At 63.8% G+C, this 22,416-nt stretch carries 24 protein-coding genes; 13 read left to right on the forward strand and 11 right to left on the reverse strand.

Going from position 1 to position 22,416, the window contains the following annotated elements:
- The 3 genes from purB to NKI35_RS16010 all read right to left on the reverse strand — a co-directional run.
- Positions 1–1,245 (reverse strand): adenylosuccinate lyase (gene purB / locus NKI35_RS16000; RefSeq protein WP_352740814.1); only part of this gene is annotated, 1,245 nt, incomplete at its 3' end.
- A gap of 59 nt (positions 1,246–1,304) precedes the next feature.
- Entirely contained in the window at positions 1,305–1,769 is a 465-nt protein-coding gene (locus NKI35_RS16005; protein ID WP_352518884.1) for a hypothetical protein, read from the reverse strand.
- A gap of 56 nt (positions 1,770–1,825) precedes the next feature.
- Positions 1,826–2,551, reverse strand: coding sequence for a DUF2259 domain-containing protein (locus tag NKI35_RS16010; protein WP_352518838.1), 726 nt, complete (start codon positions 2,549–2,551; stop codon positions 1,826–1,828).
- Between the two features lie 137 nt (positions 2,552–2,688).
- On the opposite strand from NKI35_RS16010, the gene NKI35_RS16015 reads away from it, so the two are divergent.
- Positions 2,689–2,943: a DUF2171 domain-containing protein gene (locus NKI35_RS16015; RefSeq protein WP_023669083.1), complete on the forward strand. Its 255-nt coding sequence runs from the start codon at positions 2,689–2,691 to the stop codon at positions 2,941–2,943.
- Between the two features lie 7 nt (positions 2,944–2,950).
- On the opposite strand, the gene NKI35_RS16020 is transcribed toward NKI35_RS16015, so the two are convergent.
- Both NKI35_RS16020 and NKI35_RS16025 read right to left on the reverse strand, forming a co-directional pair.
- Complete coding sequence (locus NKI35_RS16020; RefSeq protein ID WP_352459423.1) at positions 2,951–3,970, reverse strand: P1 family peptidase; 1,020 nt, start codon at positions 3,968–3,970, stop codon at positions 2,951–2,953.
- On the reverse strand, positions 3,970–5,040 hold the full coding sequence (locus tag NKI35_RS16025) for a branched-chain amino acid ABC transporter substrate-binding protein (protein WP_352740816.1): 1,071 nt from the start codon (positions 5,038–5,040) through the stop codon (positions 3,970–3,972). Before NKI35_RS16025 ends, NKI35_RS16020 begins: the two co-directional genes overlap by 1 nt.
- A gap of 180 nt (positions 5,041–5,220) precedes the next feature.
- Here NKI35_RS16025 and NKI35_RS16030 point away from each other — a divergent pair, with 180 nt between their 5' ends.
- The 8 genes from NKI35_RS16030 to NKI35_RS16065 all read left to right on the forward strand — a co-directional run bounded on the left by NKI35_RS16030 (position 5,221) and on the right by NKI35_RS16065 (position 13,032).
- Positions 5,221–5,748, forward strand: a complete 528-nt coding sequence (locus NKI35_RS16030) for a flavin reductase (RefSeq protein ID WP_352740818.1) — start codon at positions 5,221–5,223, stop codon at positions 5,746–5,748.
- A complete protein-coding gene (locus tag NKI35_RS16035; protein WP_023700847.1) occupies positions 5,745–6,674 on the forward strand; it encodes an AAA family ATPase in 930 nt (309 codons plus the stop codon). The genes NKI35_RS16030 and NKI35_RS16035 overlap by 4 nt, the downstream gene beginning before the upstream one ends.
- Positions 6,675–6,678: 4 nt before the next feature.
- Complete coding sequence (locus NKI35_RS16040; protein WP_023684901.1) at positions 6,679–7,944, forward strand: vWA domain-containing protein; 1,266 nt, start codon at positions 6,679–6,681, stop codon at positions 7,942–7,944.
- A 57-nt stretch (positions 7,945–8,001) separates the two neighbouring features.
- Positions 8,002–8,340, forward strand: a complete 339-nt coding sequence (locus NKI35_RS16045) for an XdhC family protein (RefSeq protein ID WP_023734542.1) — start codon at positions 8,002–8,004, stop codon at positions 8,338–8,340.
- Positions 8,341–8,342: 2 nt separating this feature from the next.
- On the forward strand, positions 8,343–9,047 hold the full coding sequence (locus tag NKI35_RS16050; protein ID WP_352740820.1) for an XdhC family protein: 705 nt from the start codon (positions 8,343–8,345) through the stop codon (positions 9,045–9,047).
- Positions 9,044–10,654, forward strand: a complete 1,611-nt coding sequence (locus tag NKI35_RS16055; RefSeq protein ID WP_352740822.1) for an NTP transferase domain-containing protein — start codon at positions 9,044–9,046, stop codon at positions 10,652–10,654. Before NKI35_RS16050 ends, NKI35_RS16055 begins: the two co-directional genes overlap by 4 nt.
- A gap of 240 nt (positions 10,655–10,894) precedes the next feature.
- Positions 10,895–11,752: an alpha/beta hydrolase family protein gene (locus tag NKI35_RS16060; RefSeq protein WP_502897147.1), complete on the forward strand. Its 858-nt coding sequence runs from the start codon at positions 10,895–10,897 to the stop codon at positions 11,750–11,752.
- 74 nt (positions 11,753–11,826) lie between these two features.
- Positions 11,827–13,032: an epoxide hydrolase family protein gene (locus NKI35_RS16065; protein ID WP_245259855.1), complete on the forward strand. Its 1,206-nt coding sequence runs from the start codon at positions 11,827–11,829 to the stop codon at positions 13,030–13,032.
- 36 nt (positions 13,033–13,068) lie between these two features.
- On the opposite strand, the gene NKI35_RS16070 is transcribed toward NKI35_RS16065, so the two are convergent.
- The gene (locus tag NKI35_RS16070) at positions 13,069–14,127 is read right to left on the reverse strand and encodes a DUF1176 domain-containing protein (protein ID WP_352740826.1); all 1,059 of its coding nucleotides are present in this window, start codon (positions 14,125–14,127) and stop codon (positions 13,069–13,071) included.
- Positions 14,128–14,251: 124 nt separating this feature from the next.
- Between NKI35_RS16070 and NKI35_RS16075 the strand changes: the two genes are divergently transcribed.
- Positions 14,252–14,758, forward strand: coding sequence for a DUF1993 domain-containing protein (locus tag NKI35_RS16075; RefSeq protein WP_023690171.1), 507 nt, complete (start codon positions 14,252–14,254; stop codon positions 14,756–14,758).
- Positions 14,759–14,833: 75 nt separating this feature from the next.
- On the opposite strand, the gene NKI35_RS16080 is transcribed toward NKI35_RS16075, so the two are convergent.
- Positions 14,834–14,998, reverse strand: coding sequence for a hypothetical protein (locus NKI35_RS16080; protein ID WP_352740828.1), 165 nt, complete (start codon positions 14,996–14,998; stop codon positions 14,834–14,836).
- A 402-nt stretch (positions 14,999–15,400) separates the two neighbouring features.
- Here NKI35_RS16080 and NKI35_RS16085 point away from each other — a divergent pair, with 402 nt between their 5' ends.
- The 3 genes from NKI35_RS16085 (at position 15,401) to NKI35_RS16095 (ending at position 18,368) form a co-directional block, all read left to right on the forward strand.
- Positions 15,401–15,868 carry a hypothetical protein gene (locus tag NKI35_RS16085; RefSeq protein WP_352740830.1) on the forward strand — a complete coding sequence of 156 codons (468 nt, stop codon included), beginning with the start codon at positions 15,401–15,403 and terminating at the stop codon, positions 15,866–15,868.
- Between the two features lie 114 nt (positions 15,869–15,982).
- On the forward strand, positions 15,983–17,050 hold the full coding sequence (locus NKI35_RS16090; protein ID WP_352740832.1) for an aldo/keto reductase: 1,068 nt from the start codon (positions 15,983–15,985) through the stop codon (positions 17,048–17,050).
- 52 nt (positions 17,051–17,102) lie between these two features.
- On the forward strand, positions 17,103–18,368 hold the full coding sequence (locus NKI35_RS16095) for a cysteine desulfurase-like protein (RefSeq protein ID WP_352740834.1): 1,266 nt from the start codon (positions 17,103–17,105) through the stop codon (positions 18,366–18,368).
- Between the two features lies 1 nt (position 18,369).
- On the opposite strand, the gene NKI35_RS16100 is transcribed toward NKI35_RS16095, so the two are convergent.
- The 4 genes from NKI35_RS16100 to NKI35_RS16115 form a co-directional block, all read right to left on the reverse strand.
- Positions 18,370–19,398 carry a histone deacetylase family protein gene (locus NKI35_RS16100; RefSeq protein WP_352740836.1) on the reverse strand — a complete coding sequence of 343 codons (1,029 nt, stop codon included), beginning with the start codon at positions 19,396–19,398 and terminating at the stop codon, positions 18,370–18,372.
- Positions 19,395–19,901: a GNAT family N-acetyltransferase gene (locus NKI35_RS16105; RefSeq protein WP_352740838.1), complete on the reverse strand. Its 507-nt coding sequence runs from the start codon at positions 19,899–19,901 to the stop codon at positions 19,395–19,397. The genes NKI35_RS16100 and NKI35_RS16105 overlap by 4 nt, the downstream gene beginning before the upstream one ends.
- A gap of 201 nt (positions 19,902–20,102) precedes the next feature.
- Complete coding sequence (gene kce, locus NKI35_RS16110) at positions 20,103–21,032, reverse strand: 3,5-dioxohexanoate:acetyl-CoA acetone transferase (RefSeq protein WP_023711469.1); 930 nt, start codon at positions 21,030–21,032, stop codon at positions 20,103–20,105.
- Between the two features lie 10 nt (positions 21,033–21,042).
- Complete coding sequence (locus NKI35_RS16115; protein WP_352740840.1) at positions 21,043–22,416, reverse strand: aminotransferase family protein; 1,374 nt, start codon at positions 22,414–22,416, stop codon at positions 21,043–21,045.

Genomic DNA, 22,416 nt, shown 5'->3' on the forward strand with positions numbered 1-22,416 from the left:
GAATTTCTCGCGGATCTCGGCTTCGGGCAGCGCTGCGGTGACTTCCTTGTCGGCCAACAATTCCTCAAGGAAATCAGCGCCATGTCCCCATACCTTCATGGCGTTGCGCTGCACCAGGCGGTAGGCGTCCTCGCGGCTGACGCCGGCTTGCGTCAGCGCCAAAAGCACGCGCTGCGAATGCACAAGGCCACGGAACTTGTTCATGTTCTTCAGCATGTTGTCGGGATAGACCAGCAATTTGTCGATGACGCCGGTCAACCGCGACAGCGCGAAATCGAGTGTTATCGTGGCGTCCGGGCCGATCATGCGCTCGACCGAGGAATGCGAAATGTCGCGCTCGTGCCAGAGCGCGACATTCTCCATCGCCGGCAAGGCCATGGAGCGCACCATGCGGGCAAGGCCGGTGAGGTTTTCGGTCAGCACCGGGTTGCGCTTGTGCGGCATTGCCGACGAGCCCTTCTGGCCCGGCGAAAAATACTCTTCCGCTTCCAGCACCTCGGTGCGCTGCAGATGGCGGATCTCGGTCGCCAGCCGCTCGACCGACGAGGCGATGACGCCGAGCGTGGCAAAGAACATGGCATGGCGGTCGCGAGGGATGACCTGCGTCGACACCGGCTCCGGCTTCAGCCCAAGCTTTTTCGCCACATGTTCTTCCACATAGGGATCGATGTTGGCGAAGGTGCCGATCGCGCCCGATATGGCGCAGGTGGCAATATCCTCCCGTGCGTGCACCAGCCGCTCGCGGCAGCGTGAGAACTCGGCAAAGGCCTGCGCCAGCTTGACGCCGAACGTGGTCGGCTCGGCATGAATGCCGTGGCTGCGGCCGATGGTGACGGTGTCCTTGTGCTCGAAGGCCCGGCGCTTCAGCGCGGCGAGCAGGCCGTCGAGGTCGGCCAGCAGGATATCGCTGGCGCGGCCGAGCTGCACCGCAAGGCAGGTGTCGAGAACATCCGATGAGGTCATGCCCTGGTGGATGAAACGCGCATCCGGCCCGACGAATTCGGCGAGATGGGTGAGGAAGGCGATGACGTCGTGCTTGGTGACGGCCTCGATCTCGTCGATCTTGCCGACGTCGAATTGGGCGGCGCCGCCTTTTTCCCAGATGGTCTTGGCGGCTTCTCTGGGGATGACGCCGAGCTCGGCCAGCGCATCGCAGGCATGGGCCTCGATCTCGAACCAGATGCGGAAGCGGGTTTCCGGCGACCAGATGGCGACCATTTCCGGCCGGGAATAGCGAGGGATCATCCGTCAGTCCTGATGTGTCGGTGGTTAAGTGCGCCTCCTATCAGAGGCGGACCGAATGCTCAACGCTGCCGGCGTGCAAACCACACGCTGGCGGCGGCAAGCGCGATGAATCCGAGCGGAAAATAGAGCCTGATACCCAGCACCACGAACTGGTAGAGCGCCGTCAGCGAGGTGAAGACCAGTTCGAACGCCCACCGGGCGGTGAAGGCCTCCGCGTGCCATTCGGCATAGTAGGAGCGGTATTGCAGCGCAAACAACCCGCCGGTGAAGGCGAGCGTCGTGGCAAGCAGGCAGACGAAGGCGGCGGCGAACGCCACCTCCCAATGCCGGTCGAGCGAGACCAGCCGCGCCGCGAACAACCCGACGGGAAAGGCCAATGCCGCGCCGGTCGCAAACAGCAGGACGACGAAGCGGATCTTTTCCGGGGTCTCCCAATTGTCGAGCCAAAGACCGGTCAGCGCGCTGGCGCCCATGGCCATCGCCCACAGCAAGGCGCCGACAAGCGCCGCGCCCGTCGATGGTATGGCGCGGCTGACGCGATTTCCGGCGCGCTTGCGCCAACTGGATTGATCGAGCGATGTCACAGGCGTCCGGTCACGGCGATCCAGCGAAAATCCGGTCCTTCGAAGCCGTATTGGCGCACTGCGATCAGCACCGCATAGGCGCTGATGCTGTCCATCGAGAACGTCTGCACCGCGCCGATCCTGTAGCCGTTCGGGCAGCCACGGCTTTTCGGGATCGATTTATCCTCATGCAGCAGATGGGTCTGGCCGCCATCCCTGGCCTCGATCCGCAGCAGGCGAAAACCGTTGACCTCGCCCTGGCTCTGGCAGCTTTCGGTGTCATTCATGCCGATCTCGTCCAGCCGGAATTCCAGCGGCGGGTCGACCGGCGAAAAGATCGGCCGTGGGTTCACCACCATGCGGAACGGGTCGGCCGACAATTCGGTCACCGGGTTGAAGCCGGCGGTGATGCCGCGGTTTGCGGTGAGTTCGGCCTGCACAACGACGGCTTCGCCCTTCTGCCTGGCCTGCTGACGGGCCGTATCGAGCGAGGCGGTCTCATCCTCCAGCCGGACCCGGATTGGCGTGCCCTTCAGGAACGTGTCGTCGGCGGTGTTGATGTAGTAGCGATTGGCATAGGGAAAGCCCGAACCGTCTGCCACACCATATTCCTCGAAGGCGAAGACGCTGCCATCCTTGCTGAAGCCGAGGATTTCAAGCTCGGCGACATCGCCCGCTCGGGCGGCCATGGCGGATGCCAGATGGACCAGCAGGCAAACGCCAATCAGGACGAGATTTCGCATCGGGGTTCCGCTCCGCCTGCCGTGGTTCGATCGTTCCATATCACGAGACAGTCAAAACATCGTGCTATTCGAAAGGCGATGCATCCAATTTCGCCTCTGTTTGTTATCGTCGATCGTTTTCAAAAGGAGAACACCCCATGACTGAGGCCAGCAAGATTCGCGAGCATATGGAAGTGGTCGGCGCCGACGGCGTTCACATCGGCACCGTCGACAGGGTCGATGGCGAGCGGATCAAGTTGACCAAGGCCGACAGCGGCGAGGGCGCCCATCAGGGGCATCACCACTACATTCCCTTGAGCCTGCTTGCCGAGGTCGAGGGCCAGAAAGTCTGGCTGTCGGCAAATTCGGATGTCGCGGTCAGCTTCGAGGAAGAAGAGTCCGACCCGACCTGACTGAAAATCAGCGCGACGACCACACCGCAAACAGGTCGCCTTCGGCCGGCGTCGCGGCATGGATGCCGCGGCTGATTGCGCGCGCCATGGTGGCGCCGGCAGTGGCAAAGAAATCGACGGCATCGTCGGCGCTGAGTTCTATGCCGCTCTTCCCCGTCGCCAGCGCGAACACCAGATCGCCGTCGGCCGGCGTGTGCACCGGCCAGATGGCGCGCACGAAGCCGTCATGCGCTGAAATGGCCAGCCGCTTGGCTGCCGCCTTGGTCAGCACAGCATCGGTGGCGATGACGGCGATGGTGGTGTTGCCACCGGCCTCCACTTGTCCACCGACACGCTTGTCGCGGTATTTCAACAGGATCCGCCTGGCGTCGTCCGGCATCGGCGAGGGATAGCCGAGGCCTCCGAACTCATCGCCGATCTCGAAGGGTGCCGCCCAGAAATAGCGTGTACGCGCAATCGTCACCGAGCCGGTCGGGTTGGCGGCGGCGAGCGCGCCGATGGTGATGCCGCTGTCGAGCGCGGTCGAGGCCGAGCCGAGGCCGCCCTTCAGCCCGGAGCTTAGCGCGCCGGTGCCGGCGCCGATTGTGCCGAGCGGAAAGTCGACTGTTGCCGCCTGGGCGGCTTCGTAGCCGAGGTCGCGGTAGGGAGGATAACGGCCCCAATCCTTGTCGCCGCCATTGCGCAGGTCAAACAGGATCGCCGCCGGCACGATCGGCACCCGAAAGCCGCCGACATCGACGCCAATGCCTTTTTCACGCAACGCCGCCTGCACGCCCGACGCGGCGTCGAGGCCGAAGGCCGAACCGCCCGAAAGCACGACGGCATGAACCGCCTCGATGGAATGGTGCGGTTCGAGCAAATCGGTCTCGCGCGTGCCCGGCGCGCCGCCGAGGATCTGCACGCCACCGACCGCCGGTTCGTCGCACAATACGGTGGTGACGCCCGATTTCAGCGTGGCATCCGACGCGTTGCCGACGCGCAAGCCGGCGACATCGGTGATCAGATTGCGCGGCCCGGTGCGAAACATCAGTTCGTCTCCGCCGGCACGAAACGCGTCCCGTCGAAGCGGAAGGCGCGATAGAGGTTTTGGCTCAGATCGCCTTTGTCGTCGAACCGCAGCGGGCCGATCGCGGTGGTGAAATCATGCCCGGTTAGCGCGTCGGCCAGCCCCTTGCCCGAGGTCTCGGGCGCGGCCGAGGCCGCCTTGGCAATCTCCACCGCCGCGTAGGCCGGCAAGGCATAGCCATCCGGCGCGATGTTTTTGGCCGTAAACGCCGCCAGCACCTTGGGATCGGCGACATCGGCCCATTCCGGCGGCGCGATCATCAGCGTGCCGATGGCGTAAGGCACATCGCCGGGTGGCGTGCGCAAATTCTCGCCGCCGGCAAAGACGATGCCGGCCTCGAGCTGGCCGGCGTCGCGGCCCATAATGGCGATGTCGTCGCCGTCGCCACCGGCAAAGACATGCGTCGCGCCTGATTTCTTCAGCCGGCCGATCAGCCCGATCTGGTTGTCGAGCTGGGGCCGGAACGTGTCTGTGAAGACCGGCTTCAGCGCCGCCTGTTCGGCCGCTGCGCGCAGCGTCTCGGCGATTTCGCGGCCATAGATGGTCCCGTCATCGACGATGGCGAACAATTCGCTCTGCCACAGCCGGGTCAGGATGCCGGCCACCGCATTGCGCTCGTCGTCGCCGCGTGGCCCCAGCCGGTAGACCGGCCAGCCGGTTTTGGCGCGGCGATCGGTCAGGCTTTCGGTGCGCACGCCAACGGTGATGACCGGTATGTTGGCGTCCTTGAGGATCGGCAGCGCCGCCTGGATCGCCTCGGTGCAGAGGAAGCCGACGACGATATCGACCTTCGCAGCGGCGAATTCCCTGGCGGCGGCAGCCCCGCCATCGGCGGTGCAGGCATCGTCGACCGTCCTGATCTCGGCGCCGCTGGCTTCTGCTGCCAGGGCAGCACCCGCCTCGATCTGCTTGCCCAGGATCGCCGACGGACCGGACAGGGGTGCGGCGACGCCGACAAGCAAAGTCTGCGCGCCGGCGCTTGCCGGCAGCAGCCAGAGCAGTGCCGCTATTACAGCTGTTAGGGGTCGCATTCTGACGACGAATTCCTCCGTGCCGGTCGCATGCTTCCAGCGTCTCTTCCGCCAAGACCTAAAGGCTGCCCGCCCCAGGCGCAACACGGGAATTTGCGGATTGGCGTCAACCACTTCGCTTGTGGCCTATTGTGTGCCGCCATATATAACGCTTGGATTCCCGCTTATGGAAAATCATCGGTGTTGAAGTTGAACGACATAGGGCCTCAGGCCTATCGCGACGCGATGGCGCATTTTGCCGGCCACGTCCATGTGGTGACCACCGACGGGCCCGCCGGCAAACGCGGCACCACGGTGATTGCCGCCTGTTCGGTGTCGGACACGCCGCCGACGGTTCTCGTCTGTCTCAACCGCGAGAATGCCAAGAACGAGCTGTTCGTGCAAAACGGCCGGTTTGCGCTGAACACGCTGGCTTCGCACCAGCAGCCGCTATCGGTGGCGTTTTCAGGCCTAACCGGGCTGTCGGCCGATGAGCGTTTCGCGCTTGGCGAGTGGGATGTCATATCGACGGGCGCGCCTACCCTGAAGGGCGCTCTTGCGGTTTTCGACTGCGCTTTGATGGACACCAAGGATCTCGCCACCCATCGTGTGCTTTTTGGCAAGGTGACAGGCCTGCGCATGGGCGATAATTTGCGGCCGCTGATCTACCACGCCCGCGACTACCACGTGCTGCAGAGCGGAGCAGAGGCGGCAACGGAGAAAGAATGACCGAGCTGAAACCGCGCCCCGCGCCGCGGACGATCGACGAAACGCTCGATCTCCTGACCGGCGCGGACTATGTCGCGGACCGCTCGCTCGCAACGGTGCTGTTCCTGTCCCTGCGCATGCAGCGGCCGCTCTTCCTCGAGGGCGAGGCCGGCGTCGGCAAGACCGAGATCGCCAAGGTGCTGGCGCAGGCACTCGGCCGCCGGCTGATCCGCCTGCAATGCTATGAAGGGCTCGACGTCTCGTCCGCTGTCTATGAGTGGAATTACGCCGCGCAGATGATAGAGATCCGCATGGAGGAGGCGGCAGGCTCGGTCGACCGCTCCGACATGGAGCGCAATGTCTTTTCCGAAAAATACCTGATCCGCCGGCCGGTGCTCGATGCGCTGACCGGCAAGGCGGGTGCGGCCCCGGTGTTCCTGATCGACGAGCTCGACCGCACCGACGAAGCCTTCGAGGCGTTCCTGCTCGAAATCCTGTCCGATTTCCAGGTGACGGTGCCCGAGCTTGGCACGATCAAGGCGGAGGAGCCGCCGATCGTCATCATCACCACCAACCGCACCCGCGAAATCCACGACGCGCTGAAGCGGCGCTGCCTCTATCACTGGGTCGACTATCCCAATGCCGAGCGCGAGCTGGAGATCGTGCGCCGCAAGGTGCCGCAGGCCAACAGCCGACTTTCCGCGGAAGTGGTGTCGTTCATCCAGAAGCTGCGCCGGGTCGAGCTGTTCAAGGCGCCGGGTGTCGCCGAAACCATCGACTGGGCCGGCGCGCTGACCGAACTCGACAAGGTGGCGCTCGATCCCGAAACCGTCTCCGACACGATCGGCGTTTTGTTGAAATACCAGGACGACATTGCCCGCATCGGCGCGGGCGAGGGCCGGCGCATCCTCGATGAGGTCAAGGCCGAACTGGCGGCGGCGGAGTAGGGCAGTGAAGGCGCCGGGTGCTTACCCCAAAGAGACCGACCCCAGAGAGGCGACGGAAGACGGGCGCATCGCCGACAACATCGTCTATTTCGCCCGCACCTTGCGCAAATCCGGCATGCGGGTCGGGCCGGCTTCGGTCAAGGATGGGATCGAGGCGGTCCTGGCAGCCGGCATCGGTTCGCGCGACGATTTCTACTGGACGCTGCATGCCGTGCTGGTGTCGCGGCACGAGGATCACCCTGTTTTCGACGAAGCCTTCCGGCTGTTCTGGAAATCGCGCGAGCTGATCGAGAAACTTCTGGCGATGTTCTCGCCGGTGGCGCCCGACACCAGGGAGAAGCAAAAGCCGCGCACGGCAGAAAACCGCGTCAGCCAGGCCATGTTCGAAGGCCACGAGAAGAATCGGCCGGTCAGGGAAATCCCGGAGATTGAAGTCGACGCCCGGCTAACCTTCTCTGGGAATGAAGTGCTGCGCGGCAAGGACTTTGCCCAGATGAATGCCGACGAGATGGCAGACGCCAAGAAGGCGATTGCCCGGCTGCGGCTGCCGTTCGACATGGTCCGTACCCGACGCTTCAAGGCAGACCTGCATGGCCGCCGTATCGATCCACGCGCCATGATGCGCTCGGCCGCGCGCACCGGCGGCGAACTGATCCTGCCGAAATTCCGCTCAGCCCGCGAAGTGCATCCGCCGCTGGTGGTTCTCGCCGATATCTCCGGTTCGATGAGCCAGTACACGCGCATCTTCCTGCACTTTCTGCATGCGCTGACCGAAAAACGGCGGCGCGTGCACACCTTCGTCTTCGGCACGCGGCTGACCAATCTCACGCGGCAGATGCGCCATCGCGACCCCGATGCCGCCCTTGCCGACTGCTCGGCGGCGGTGAAGGACTGGTCGGGCGGCACCCGCATCGGCGATACGCTGGCGGAGTTCAACAAGCACTGGTCACGCCGCGTGCTCGGGCAGGGTGCGGTGGTGCTGCTGATCACCGACGGGCTGGAGCGCGACGATGTCGCCGGCCTGTCGGAGGAGATGGATCGCCTGCACAAATCCTGCCGGCGGCTGATCTGGCTGAATCCCCTATTGCGCTTCGACGGTTTCGAGGCCCGCGCCCGCGGCGTCAGAGCGATGCTGCCTCATGTCGACGAGTTCCGCTCGGTACACAATCTCGATGCGCTGGCCGACCTCTGCGCCTCGCTGGACAAGAAATCCGCCGCTTCGGTCGATCCGCGTCGCTGGCTGGACGCTGGTGTCAGGCGCGCCGCATAGCCATATTGGATTCCGAAAACAGGCTCCAGAGAAAAACAGACTTTGAGGCAAGCGATCATGGACAACAGCATCTATCTCGATGAGGCCCGCGACCCCTTGATCATCGCGGAAGGCTGGATGAAGGACGGCAAGGATGTCGCCATCGCCACTGTGGTCGAGACCTGGGGTTCGGCGCCGAGGCCGGTCGGCAGTCATCTGGTCATCGACGCCGAAGGCAATTTCCACGGCTCGGTCTCGGGCGGCTGCGTCGAGGGCGCCGTGGTAAGCGAGGCGATCGACGTCATCGATAGCGGCAAGGCCAAAATGCTGGAGTTCGGCGTTGCCGACGAAACCGCCTGGCAGGTCGGCCTGTCCTGCGGCGGCCGCATCAAGGTCTATGTGGAGCGGCTTGGTTAGGCATGGATCCCTACGCTCTCAAAACGCTCAATGCCGAACGCCGGGCCCGCCGCGCCGCGATCCTGGTCACCGATCTCGGCGACGGCCGCGACCGCATCGTGCGCGAAGGCGACCAGGTTGCCGGCGATCTCGGGCAAGCGATCGCCAAGGCATTTCGCACCGGCAATTCCGGTGCGGTCGAGGCTGAAGGGCGCACCTTCTTCCTCAACGCGCATTTGCCGCAGCCGCGCCTGGTGGTAGTCGGCGCCGTCCATATCAGTCAGGCGCTGGCGCCGATGGCCAGGATCGCCGGCTATCCCCTGGAGATCGTCGATCCGCGCACCGCCTTCGCCACCCCGGACCGTTTTCCCGATGTAGCACTCCATGCCGAATGGCCGGAGGATGTGCTGAAACGCCAGCCGCTCGACAGCTATACGGCGCTCGCCGCCGTAACCCATGATCCGAAGATCGACGATTTCGCACTGAAGGCCGCGCTCGACGCCAACTGTTTCTATGTCGGCGCACTCGGCAGCCGCAAAACACACGCCAGGCGCGTCGAGCGCCTGCTGGCGCTCGGCGCGACCGCCGACCAGATCTCTCGCATCCACGCCCCGATCGGCCTCGACATTGGCGCGGCGAGCCCGGCCGAGATCGCCGTCGCCGTCCTGGCGCAGACGATCCACGCCTTCCGCTCGCGCGGGCTGGAATCGAAAGGCGCTGCGGCGTGAGATTCGGTCCGGTTCCAATCGACCAGGCGCAAGGCGCGGTGCTGGCGCATGCCACGACGGCCGGCGAGCGGCGTTTCCGCAAGGCGCACAGGCTAAGCACGCAGGACGTGGCCGTGCTGAAGGCGGCCGGCATTACCGAGATCGTCGTGGCGGTGCTTGCCGCCGATGACCTCAGCGAGGATGCGGCGGCCGAAAAGATTGCTGCCAGCATGGCCCACCGCAACATCGAGGCAAAACCTGCCGCGACCGGCCGCGTCAACCTCCATGCCAAGGCCGCCGGTCTCTTCACCGTCGATGCCGCCATGATCGACGCCATCAATGCGGTCGACCCGACCATCACCATCGCCACGCTGGCGCAGCACGCGCCGGTCGAGACGGGGCAAATGGTGGCGACGGTCAAGATCATCCCCTTCGCCGTCGCCTCAGCTTTGGTCGACAAGGTGGTGAAAATCTGCGCCGGTGGCGAGATCTTCGCCGTCAACGCTTATCAGCCGGTGCGCATCGGCGTCATCCAGACGATGCTGCCCGGCATCAAGGCCAGCGTACTCGACAAGACGCTGCGCGTCACCGAGGCCCGGCTGGCACGCTCCGGCGGCCGGCTGACGACGGAGCGCCGCACGCCGCACGAGATCGCGCCTGTAGCCGAGGCAGCGGCCGCGCTGGCGCGCGACAACGACATGGTGGTGATCTTCGGCGCCTCGGCGATGAGCGATTTCAACGATGTCGTTCCGGCGGCGATCGAGGCAGCAGGTGGCACGGTGATCCGCGCGGGCATGCCCGTCGATCCCGGCAATCTGCTGGTGCTGGGCACGCTCGACGGCAAGCGCGTCATCGGCGCGCCCGGTTGCGCCCGCAGCCCCAAGGAGAACGGTTTCGATTGGGTGCTCGACAGGCTGATCGCCGGCCTCGACGTCACAGCCAAGGACATTGCCGGCATGGGAGTTGGCGGCCTCTTGATGGAAATCCCGACCCGGCCGCAGCCGCGCGAGCCGCTGCCGGCGAGAGCCGGGCTGAAGGTCGAGATCGTGCTTCTGGCCGCCGGTCGCTCCAGCCGCATGGGCGGGCCGAACAAGCTTCTGGCGCTGTTCGACGGCAAACCGCTGGTGCGCCGCACCGCTGAACGGGCGCTCGATTCCAAGGCTTCTGCCACCGTTGTCGTCACCGGCCATCAGCGCGAGCGGGTGCACGCCGCGCTCTCGGGCCTCGACGTGATCTTTGCCGACAACCCGGATTTTGCCGACGGCCTGTCCTCGTCTCTAAAAGCCGGCATTGCCCGCGTTGGAGCCGAGGCGGCCGGCGCCATGATCGTCCTCGGCGACATGCCGGGTATCTCATCGGCCGATCTCGACCGGTTGATCGAGGCCTTCCGTAGGGACGGCGGCCGCTTAGTGGTGCGTGCCGCCCATGACGGCCGCCGCGGCAATCCGGTGCTGCTGCCACGCGCGCTGTTTGGAGGCATCGCCCACCTCGAGGGCGACACCGGCGCCCGCCATCTGGTCGAGGCCGAGGGACTGGATGTCATCGACGTCGAGATCGGTGACGGCGCGTCGATCGATGTCGACACCCGCGAGGCGCTCGAAGACGCCGGCGGCATGCTGCAGGATTGACAAACCGAAGCTGAAAAACGCATGCCATGCAGTATGGCTAATCGTACCGCCGCACCCCCCTCTGGCCTGCCGGCCATCTCCCCCTCAAGGGGGGAGATCAGCAGTTTCGATGGCGGCGCTCATCTCGCAGTTTTTCCTGCAGCTTTGAAGATTGGCGGAAGGCGGCGTGATATCCAATCTCCCCCCTTGAGGGGGAGATGGCCGGCAGGCCAGAGGGGGGCGGCCGCGCTCCATAGCCTTCTGATTTCGCTCTTTTTCCTGTTCTCTGCCGCCCACGCCGACGCGCTCGAACTAAAACCCTACAAGGATGACCTCTTCGCCTATCCGGCGACGCTCTCGTCCACGGACAAAGGCGCCTACACCGTCATCGACTATCGCGAGATGCGCGACATCAACGACCGCGACGAGGTGCCGGAAAAGCGCGTGCAGGCTAAGTATACCGACACCGGCGTGCGCAAGGTGCAGCGGGATTTGATGCTGAAAACCGATGCCGGCGATGTCAGGCATGTCGCCGTCGGCAAGACCGAAGGCGCCGGCATCATCGTGCTTTACCTGCACGGGCAGGGCGGCAGCCGCAAGCAGGGCGTCGACGACTTCACCTTCGGCGGCAATTTCAACCGCATCAAGAACCTGATGGCCGGCAATGGCGGCCTCTATCTCTCACCCGATTTCACCGATTTCGGCGACAAGGGCGCGGCCCAGGTCGCGGCGCTGATCGGCCACTATGCCGAGGCCTCGCCGGACGCGAAAATCTTCGTCGCCTGCGGCTCGATGGGTGGTGCGCTGTGCTGGAAGCTGGCCGGCCGCAACGATACGGGACGGCGCATCAACGGGCTGCTGCTGCTCGGCTCGCTATGGGATGACAGTTTCCTGTCGAGCCCGGCCTACAGGCGCCATGTGCCGGTGTTCTTCGGCCAGGGCAGCAAGGACCCGGTCTTTCCCGTGGAGAAGCAGGAGGCCTTCTTCCGCTCCATCATTGCGAACTCGAAAGCCTATCCGACCCGGTTCGTCCGGTTCGAGACCGGCACCCATGGCACGCCGATCCGCATGGTCGACTGGCGCCAAACGCTGAACTGGATGCTGTCGAAGGCGCCCTGAGGCATATCGCCCAGAGGTGCCCCTTGGTTTTGGCAATCATGGTTCGGCCGATATCCTCTTAGGTGTAGGCTGATATGATCCAACAGATCGGAAGCACAGCGATGGACGCCCACCCCTTCAAGATCCAAATTCCGAACGAACAACTTGAAGATCTCCAGCGCCGGCTTAGCGCAACAAGATGGCCAATTCCGCTAAGCGAAGCGGGCTGGAGCGATGGGGCCGAGCTGCCGTTCATCAAGCGCCTTGCGGATTACTGGCGAGACCGCTTCGACTGGAGAGTGCAAGAGGCGCGGCTGAACCGGCTGCCGCAATATCTGACGAGGCTGAACAACCTAGATGTCCACTTTGTCCACCAGCCAGGCAACGGACCGGCGCCGCTGCCGCTGATCATAACGCATGGCTGGCCCGGCTCGTTCATCGAAATGGAACACGTCATTCCATTGCTGGCAGACCCAGCTGCCCATGGTGGTGACCCGGCCGACGCTTTCCACGTGGTAGTTCCCTCCTTGCCCGGATACGGCTTTTCCCAGGCGCCGACGGAACCAGGCTTCCATTCCGGCCGCATCGCGGAATTATGGGTACAGTTGATGCGCGGGCTCGGCTACGACCGCTTCGCTTCCCAAGGAGGCGACATCGGCGCGGGCGTTTCCGCCTGGATGGCACGGCTCCATTCCGAAAGCGTGCTTGGCGTCCACGTCAATTACATTCCCGGGAGCTATCGGCCACCCTTGGGTGCAGGTCTGCCACCTGTCACCGTTGAGGAGCAGGCCTTTCTGGAAAAGGCCGCGGCCTGGACGGCAACGGAGGGCGCCTATGCCCATCTGCAGGGCACGAAGCCTCAGACGCTTGCTTATGCTCTGACAGACTCGCCGATCGGTCTCGCAGCCTGGATGATCGAGAAGTTCCGTAGCTGGAGCGATTGCGACGGTGACGTGGAGCGCACCTTCGGCATGGACACGCTCCTTACGGATGTTTCGCTCTATTGGTTCAGCAACGCGCTCACCTCGTCCTTGCGGCTCTACAAGGAGAATCGACTGTTCCCTCTTGCGTTCGAGACGCTGGAACGCGTTTCGCCGCCATTTGGGGTAGCGCTTTTCCCTCGCGAGTTGCCGATGCCGCCTCGATCCTGGGTGGCGCGGGTCTTTGACGTTCAGCGATGGACATCGATGCCGCGAGGGGGCCATTTCGCTGCGCTGGAGGAACCGAGTCTTCTGGTCGAGGACATTCGCGCCTTCTTCCGGCCGATGCGTTCGCGGCCTGAAACGAGAAGGCGAATGTGAAGGACTGCTTGAGCGCGGCGGTTCCTGATAAGATCCCTACGGCGCGGTGTTGTAGTCGACCACCGTCTGCGGGTTCTCCTCGCCATCGTAAGACGCGTCCACATCATATTGGACGAGGGAAAAATCGCCGTTACGGAACAGGTATATCCCCTTGTCCGAGGCGTCGCCGATGCCGCGCCATTTGTTGAACGTGGTCAGCGTCTTGGCGTCTTCGTCATATTCGGAATTGGCCGCCCAGCCGGATGTGCGGAAGCCGATGATATCCATGCCCAGCAGTTTGCCGTCGCTGTCATTGTTCTCGTAACGGATATCCATTTCGGGCTCGGTGAACTGCAACTGCCGCACGCCCGATACTTCGTCGGTCATGTAGTAGACCGAACTTGCGTTATAGGCTGCCGCTTGGCAGTAGAACTCGAAAAGCCGCGTTTCCTTGTCGGGATCGCTGGCAGCCGCGTCCTTTGCCTTGTATTTGATCGAAAAGATGTTCGGCTCCTCGCCGAGAAATTGCTTGTCACACTGATCGCCATAATCGGCGGCGAACAGTTTCTTCACCTGCTCGAGTGCGGTGTCCTTCTTCGGCGGCGGCGGCCCGTCACCACAGCTTGGCGGCAGCGCCTCCTCGAAATCGGCCTTGGACGGCTTCAGCGCGCCCTTGTCGATAAAGATCGGGCGGAATGGCGGGGCCTGGATCTGAGCGCTGACCTGGCGCAGCGTGTAGCAGCCGGCGAAGACTGCTTCCTTGCCGTCCTTGTCGGTGGCGCGGATGGCGACAGGAACGCTGTAATAGATGCTGCCGGCCGCACCTTCATCGGAAATGGCGCCGGTTTCGACGTCGACCTTGTCGGTGCCGTCATAGCCCTTGACGAAGGTATCAAAATCCTTTGCCGGCTTGGTATCGCCGTAGTAAGCCCAGGCGCGGGCGAATTCGTGCCGGTTGATGGCGCTGTAGAGCGAGCGGATGACGGCTGCGGCATCCGACCTGTCATCGACGTAAGGGGCTTGGTCATCGGCTGCCGGTTCATCGTCGGCGAACACAGCCTGGCCGGATGCGGCAAGGGAGCAAAAGGCGGCCGCTGCCAGAAAGACGCGTCTCATCGGAGAATCTCCACCACGAAAGGAGCCTATCATAGAGATTGCGGCGACGTGGTGACGCTTGAAGAATCGCCCGGGAAGGCGCTACGTCCCGCGGTCGGCGCTTCAGCCGCAATGGAGATTTGACGTGACACTATCGATGTATGAAGCCTCGGTGCCGGTGTTTTCGGCCAGGCTGAAGGCGCTGTCCGGCGTGCTGTCGGCAGCCGAACAGAATGCAACTGAACGCAAGATCGACCCGCAGGTGTTTTTGACCGCGAGGCTGGCGCCCGACATGTACGCACTGGTCAGGCAGGTGCAGGTTGCCACCGACCACGCCAAGGGCGCGCCATCACGGCTGGCCCGTCGCGAAGTGCCGAAATACGAAGACAATGAAGCGACCTTCGCCGAGTTGCAGGCGCGCCTGACCAAGACGCTCGATCTGCTGGCGTCATTCTCGGCCGCCGAATTCGAGGGTTCGGATGAAAGGGTGGTCGAACTGAAGTTTGGCCAGCGCGAAGCTTCGATGCCAGGCATGCAGTATCTGCTGCATGTCGCCATGCCCAACTTCTATTTCCACGTGACCACCGCCTACGACATCCTGCGCCACAATGGCGTGCCGCTGACCAAGGGCGCCTATCTCGGTAATCGTTGACGAATTGCGCGTTGCGAGGTTTCCCGGCCGCTGCCGGGAAACCTCGTATGACGCTGGTTCAGCGCCAAGGCTTACTCAACGCAGTGACATTTGGCGCGCGATGCGTGGGAAATCGGCCGGCTTGACGCCGATGTCGGCGCGATCGGCATTGCTCATCGAGTGCAGCAGTGCCAGGGCGGAACGATAACGCTGATGCTTCTGCGGACGCGGACGGGCAAACATTTCAGTGAAGAACCCCATGATTCGGCCCCTTGTTGATCCTCCACGGCGCCGAGTATAGGAAAATTGTGAAGATTGTGCAGTGCAGCATTTGCATGGCAGCCATGCCAAGCGATTTTTTTTCGGCACAATTGCCGCGTGCGCTGAAACTTGTGGCGCATCCCCACCGTATGCATAGACGCTGGCACATGGCCGGCTTTTCCTCGCCACTCCTGGCGAATTTCCGGACTGCATGCAAATGCAGTCCGGCTTTTTGTTGGGTCTTGCGCATCGCCAACCGGGCCCGCCCAAACCGCAAACGCCTAAACTGGTTAAGATCAGCGGCATTCATTTTTAACGAGCCGGTTCTATGCTGCGACCGGCTCTGTTCGCACGCTTAAACGAGGGGAGGCTGACATCGGCGCCAAGCGGGATTTCGCTTCCTTGCTCGACGATCTGTTCGTTGCCTCCGACAAGGATGAGGCGGCGGAAGAGACGAGCGCCCGGCCGTCGATCCCGTTCGACTATCTCTCCGTGGCCGACGAGCTTCATTCCGGCCGCATCAAGGTCTCCGGCGAAACTTTTGCCGCCGAATATCGCGAGGCGGGAGCCGATCTGGCCGCCGAATTCGCGGCCCTTCTCGATCATGCCAAGCTGGCGCTGGCCGGCGAAGAGACAATGCCCGAGGAGAAGCTGCCGCCGATCGATCCTGACGCGATCGCCATCGAGCTCGGCCTCGATCATCCCGTCAAGAGCGCTGACCTTGGCCGCATGCGCCGCAGCTTCGCCTTCGCCAACCACCCCGACCGCGTCGCGCCGCATCTGCGCCAGCGCGCAATGATCCGCATGCAGGTGGCCAACATGCTGATCGACGAGGCCAAGCGGCGCGCTTTGGCTGGCGTCCGGCGCTGACTTCCAGGGTTCACGCAAAAGTCGGTCCGCTAAGGGTTGGAGAGCGGCGCCGCTTTCCCTATAGATGCGGCTTCCTTCCCGCGTAGCCGCGCAATTCCCGCCGGAGAAAATTCGATGCATAAACGCCGTCTCGGTCGGACCGATCTTCTTGTGACCCAGATCTGCCTGGGGTCGATGACCTGGGGCGAGCAGAACACCGAGGCCGATGGCCATGCGCAGATGGATCTGGCTTTTGAACGTGGCGTGAATTTCATCGACACCGCCGAGCTCTACCCGATCCCGCCCAAGGCCGAGACGCAGGGGCGCACGGAAAAGATCATCGGCAGCTGGATGAAGGCCAAGGGCAACCGCGACAAGGTGATCCTGGCCTCGAAAGTGGTCGGCCGTACCGCCAGCAGCTGGTTTCGTGGCGACCGTCCGTCGAAATTGGTGCGCGCCGACATCTTTGACGCCATCGACAAATCGCTGTCCAAGCTCGGCACCGACTATCTCGATCTCTATCAGATCCATTGGCCGGAGCGCGACATCCCCTGGGGCGCCAACCCGACCCGCGTGGGTGCTGTGCCGCGCCGTGCCGATGCCGTTGGCGCGCCGGCCGGCGAGACGCCGATGGCCGAGACACTCGCAGTCTTCGAGGAACTGGTGAAGGCGGGAAAGATCCGCCATCTCGGCCTGTCGAACGAAAGCTCCTGGGGCGTTATGCGCTTCATCGCCGAGGCCGACAAGGGCGTCGGCCCGCGCATCGTTTCGCTGCAGAACGCCTACAATCTGGTCAACCGTACCTTTGAGGTGAACCTGGCCGAAGTCTGCGGGCGCGAGGATGTCGGCTTCCTCGCCTATTCGCCGCTGGCGCAGGGCTATCTCACCGGCAAATACGACCATGGCGCACGGCCGCAGGGTTCGCGCTCGCAGTTGTTCAACCGCGGCCAGCGCTACGAGACGCCAAATGCGGCGGAGGCGCAGCTCGCATACAACAAACTGGCGCGCTCCTTCGGCCTCGAACCGGCGCTGTTCGCCAACGCCTATGTCGCCAGCCGACCCTTTGTTACCTCCAGCATCATCGGCGCGACGACGATTGCCCAGCTCGAGATGGCGCTGTCCTCAGTCGACGTGACCTGGACCGACGAGATGCAGAAGGCCGTCGACGCGATCCACCAGCGCGTCGGCAATCCGTGCCCATAAGCAGACCGTTTGGCCGGGATTGCCGAGCAAAGACAAGGGGAAGGGGACAGCCATGGATTTTCCGATCGAGACCGTCAGGGGAAAATTTCCGGCGCTGGACCTGACCGACAAGGGCCGCCGGCGCATCTATCTCGACAATCCGGCCGGCACGCAGGTGCCGCAAGCGGTTGCCGACGCGGTGGCGCGCTGCCTCCTCACCACCAACGCCAATCTCGGCGGCTATTTCGAAACCACGCTTGCCGCGCAAAAGGTGTTCGACGACGCCCATGCGGCGATGGCCGATTTCCTGGGTGCAGCGAGCGCGGAGGAAATAATCATCGGCGCCAACATGACGACGCTGACCTATCACATGTCGCGCACGCTCGGCCGCGGCTTCAAGCCGGGCGACGAGATCATCGTCACCCGCATGGATCATGAGGGCAACGTCTCGCCCTGGCTGCAACTGGCCGAAGACCTCGGCCTCGTCGTGCGCTTCCTGCCCTTCGACGAGAAGAGCTGGCAGGTCGAGGAGGCGGCGCTCAGCGCTCTGCTCACCGACAAGACGCGGCTCGTTGCGCTGAACTATGCTTCGAACCTCACCGGCTCGATCAATCGGGTGAAAGCGCTGACGGCCATCGCCAAACAGGCCGGCGCGGTGGTCTATGTCGACGCCGTGCAGTTCGCGCCGCATGGGCTGGTCGACGTGCAGGACCTCGGCTGCGACTTCCTGGTTTGCTCTGCCTACAAGTTCTTCGGCCCGCACATGGGCATTCTTTGGGGCCGCCGCGACATCATCGATGCGCTGAAACCCTACAAATGCCGTTGCTCGTCCAATGGCCTGCCGGAGCGCTTCGAACTCGGTACGCCGCAGATCGAACTGATGGCCGGACTTACCGCAGCGGTCGATTACTTCGCCGAACTCGGTGCTGCGGCCGGCGAGGGCGGTTCGCGAAGGCAAAAGATCGCAAAGGCATACGAAGTGTCGATCGCCTACGAGAACCCGCTGGCGCTAAGGCTGATTGAATGCCTGTCGGATATCGAGGGCCTGACCATCCGCGGCATCACCGATCCGGAGCGCGTCAGCGAACGCGTGCCGACGGTTTCCTTCACGGTCGACGGCATCGTGCCAGAGACGATCGTGCGCCAGATGAATGCCGAAAACATCTTCCTGTGGTCGGGCCACAACTACGCCTGGGAGATCGTCCACCAGCTCGGCATTCCGGCCGAGCAAGGCGTCGTGCGCATCGGCATCGCGCATTACAACACGGCAGCCGAGATCGATGAGACGCTTGAGAGCGTGCACCGGGTCATCGCCATGCTGAGGCAACAGCGGGCCTGAATCAGCGCTGTTTGCCTCCGAAACCGGTGAGGAAGGCAGTGAGATTGTCGCCGAGTTCGTCGCAGAGATAGCCGCCTTCCTGGACGATCACCGTCGGCAGCCCGAGTTTGGCAATCGCCTCGCCGATGCGTGCGAAGCCGGGCGTGGTCACCGAAAGCCCGCCGAACGGATCGCCCTCGAACGCATCGAGACCGAGCGCCACGACCAGCGCGTCCGGCGAAAAGGCGTGGATACGCTGGAACGCCACTTCGAGGGCCTCCAGAAACGCCGCGTCCGCTGATTTGCGCGGCAATGGCAGGTTGAAATTATAGCCGAGGCCCGGACCTTCGCCGCGCTCATCGGCATGGCCCCAGAAGAACGGATAGAAGCGCACCGGATCGGCGTGCAGCGACACCGTCAGGACGTCGGAACGCGTATAAAAGATGCCTTGCGTGCCGTTGCCGTGATGCAGGTCGACATCGAGGATCGCCACCCGCGCCGCCTGCTTGCGCAACACCTGGGCTGCGACCGCCGAATTGTTGATGAAGCAGAAGCCACCGGCGACATCGGCAAAGGCGTGGTGGCCGGGCGGCCGGCAGAGCGCATAAGCGGCAGGCGCGCCTGCCATGACAGCTTCCGCCGCTTCGACTGCACTCCAGGCGCTCCACAGCGCGCTGTGCCAGGTTTCGGCCGAGATCGGGCAAGCGGTGTCGGCCATGTGGTAGCCGGCCTGGCCGACCGCCGAGGCCGGATAGGACCCTGTGCGGGCCAGTGGATGGATGTTGGGGATGACTTCCGCGGATGCGCCCTCGATGCGCTGCCAGCGCGCAAAAATGTGTTCGAGGAAGGCGAGATACTCCGGCGTATGCACGGCCGCCACCGGGCCTAGGCCATGTTCCCTGGGCCGCTCGATCATCAATCCGGCGGATTTTGCGCCGGCTAACAATCGCTCTACCCGCTCCGGCTGTTCGGGATTGGGCTGCGGGGCGCCGCTCGACAGAAAGGCCTTCGGGTCGTGGCGTTTCTGCTCCTCGGCAAAGAAGGTTTTCATTCCGCGTCCCCATCCTGCGCTGCATCGGCAAAGGCGAAAAAGGCATCGCCAACAATCTTATGCGTCTGCTCGTAGCTCGACCAGGCGATGCCCAGCCTCTCATAAAAAGCCTTGGCGCCGTCATTGTCGGTATCGACGGACAGCCTGAGATAGGCGCCGCCATCCCGGCGGCAGTCGCGCGCGACCCGGCGCAGCAGTCTTTCGCCGACCTTGCGGCCGCGAAACCGGTCCTCGACATAGAGGTCCTGGATATAGACGCCGGGCCGCCCCATCCATGTCGAGAAGATCGGGAAATGCAGGCAGAGCCCCGCAAAATCGCCGCCGATCTCGGCGATCAGGGTGGAGAAGGCGGGTTTGTCGCCAAAGCCGTAGCGGCGGAGATCGTCGGCAGTGGACGTGATCTCCTGATGCGCGCCGATATGGGTGCCGAGCTTGAGCAGCGCGGCATGGATGGTGTCGACGTCGTCGATGGTGCCGGGGCGGAGGGTGACTGTACTCACCATAGGCAAGGCGCCCAGGCACCCCCCTCTGTCCTGCCGGACATCTCCCCCTCAAGGGGGGAGATTGGACGTCGCCACGGCCTTCGCAAACTTCCAACGTTGCAGGATGGACGGCAGCGCAGAAACTGCTGATCTCCCCCCTTGAGGGGGAGATGTCCGGCAGGACAGAGAGGGGTGCGACTGAGCGCCGCCATCTCACTCATCTCAAAACGCCACCCTATCGCCACCCTTCAGCGCCAGCATCTCGCGCGCTTCGGTCGGCGTTGCGACTTCCAGCGACAACCCGTCGAGAATAGCGCGTATCCTGCGCACCTGGTCGGCATTGGATTTCGCCAATTGCCTTCCATCGTAGAGACTGTCCTCCAGCCCGACGCGGACATTGCCGCCCATCGCCGCCGCGATCGAGATCAGGGGCATCTGATGGCGGCCGGCGGCAAGCACCGAGAACTGGTAGCTGTCGCCGAACAGCTTGTCGGCGATGCGCTTCATATGGATGAGATTGTCGGGATCGGCGCCGATGCCGCCGAGAATGCCGAGCACGAACTGGATGAACAGCGGCCCCGACACCAGCCCGCGGTCGCGAAAATGCGCCAGCGAATAGAGATGGCCGACATCGTAGCATTCGAACTCAAAGCGCGTGCCGCAGCCCTTGCCGAGCTTTTCGAGCACGCCTTCCATATCGGCAAAGGTGTTCTTGAAGATGGTGTCGCGCGTGGCTTCGAGCAGCTTTGGTTCCCACTCGTGCTGCCACTCCCTTGGCTTGTCGAGCATCGGGAACAGCGCGAAATTCATCGAGCCCATGTTGAGCGAGCACATTTCCGGCTCGGCCCGCAGTGGTGCCGCCAGCCGCTGGTCGAGCGTCATCAGAGACGAACCGCCGGTGGTGATGTTGATCACCGCATCGGTCGCTTGCTTGATGCGCGGCAGGAACTGCATGAACACCTCAGGATCGGCGGTCGGCCGGCCGTCTTTGGGATCGCGGGCGTGGAGATGCAGGATTGAGGCGCCAGCCTCGGCCGCCGCGATGGCGTCGGTCGCGATCTGGTCCGGCGTCACCGGCAGATAGGGCGACATGGACGGGGTGTGCACCGAGCCAGTGACCGCGCAGGTGATGATGACTTTCCTCGGCGCCATTCTTTAGCCCTCAGCCTTCGACCGGCAGGTCGAGTTCGGCGGCCAGAACTTCCAGCGAATCGCCGATGATGGAAATGATCTCGCCGACCTCTTCAGCCGTGACGATCATCGGCGGCGCCACCATGAAATTGTCGCCGTCGACACCGCCCTTGACCCTGCGGCCGTAGATGATCAGCCCGCGCTCGTAGGCGAGGTCGAGCAGGCGCTGCGTGGCTTTCTTGCCCTGTTCGATCGGCCGTAGAGTTTCGGGATCGGCAACCATCTCGGCGCCGGTGAGCAGGCCTTTGCCTCGGACATCGGCGATGAACGGAAAACGCTTCGCCAGCCCTTTCAGCCCGTCCATCAGCACATCGCCCATCGCGGCGGAGTTGGCGATCAGGTCGAGGCGGTCCATCTCGCCGAGCACGGCAAGCCCGGCGGCGCAGGCGAGCGGATTGCCGGCATAGGTGTGGCCGTGCTGGAATCCGCCCGACGCCAGCAGCGGCTCGACCAGCCGCATCGGGGCGGCCAGCGCGCCGAGCGGCGCATAGCCGGAGCCAAGCCCCTTCGACAGCGCGACGATGTCGGGCTTGCAGTTCCAATGGTCGCCGCCAAGGAATTTTCCGGTGCGGCCGGCGCCGCTCATCACTTCGTCATGGATGAGCAGGATGCCGCAGCGGTCGCAGATCTCGCGTATACGCGGATAATAGCTGTCCGGTGCGACGAGGGCCGAAGTCGCCGCACCGCCGATCGGCTCCATGATGAAGGCGAGCACGCTGTCCGGGCCCTCGGCCTGGATCTTCTCCTCCAGCATGTCGGCATAGCGGACGCCGCGCTGCTCCATCGAAAGATTGTCGCGGTCGCGCCATGCCGTCGGCGCCGGCACGGTCGGCATCACCCGCATCATCGGTGTGAACGTTTCGGCCAGCGCATCGTCGCCGGTTATCGAAAGCGAACCCAGCGTGCCGCCATGATAGGAGGGAAAACGCGTGATAACCTTCCAGCGCTTCGGCTGGCCGGTCGCGACCGCCCATTGCCGCGCCAGCTTGATGCAGGATTCCGTCGCCTCCGAACCGCCGGAGACGAAGAAGATTCGGTCCATGCCCTCCGGCAGTTTGCCGGCGAGCTCCCGCGCCAGTTCTTCCGCCGGCTCGTTCTCGAAATGCAGGCGGTAGGCGAAGGTGGCGCGGTCCATCTGCCGCTTCATGGCGTCCAGCACATTGCGGTTGGAATGGCCGATATTGGCGACCATCGGCCCGCTCGATCCGTCGATGAAGCGGCGGCCGTCCTGCGTCCACATATAGATGCCTTCGGCGCGGTCGATCAGCGGCCGGCGCAGGCTGGAGAGGTAGAACAGGTGCGATGGCGCGCGCGTTTCTGAACCAGTTGATGAGGGCTTCTGCAT

The sequence above is a fragment of the Mesorhizobium sp. M0676 genome (assembly GCF_040320535.1).
Lineage (GTDB): Bacteria > Pseudomonadota > Alphaproteobacteria > Rhizobiales > Rhizobiaceae > Mesorhizobium.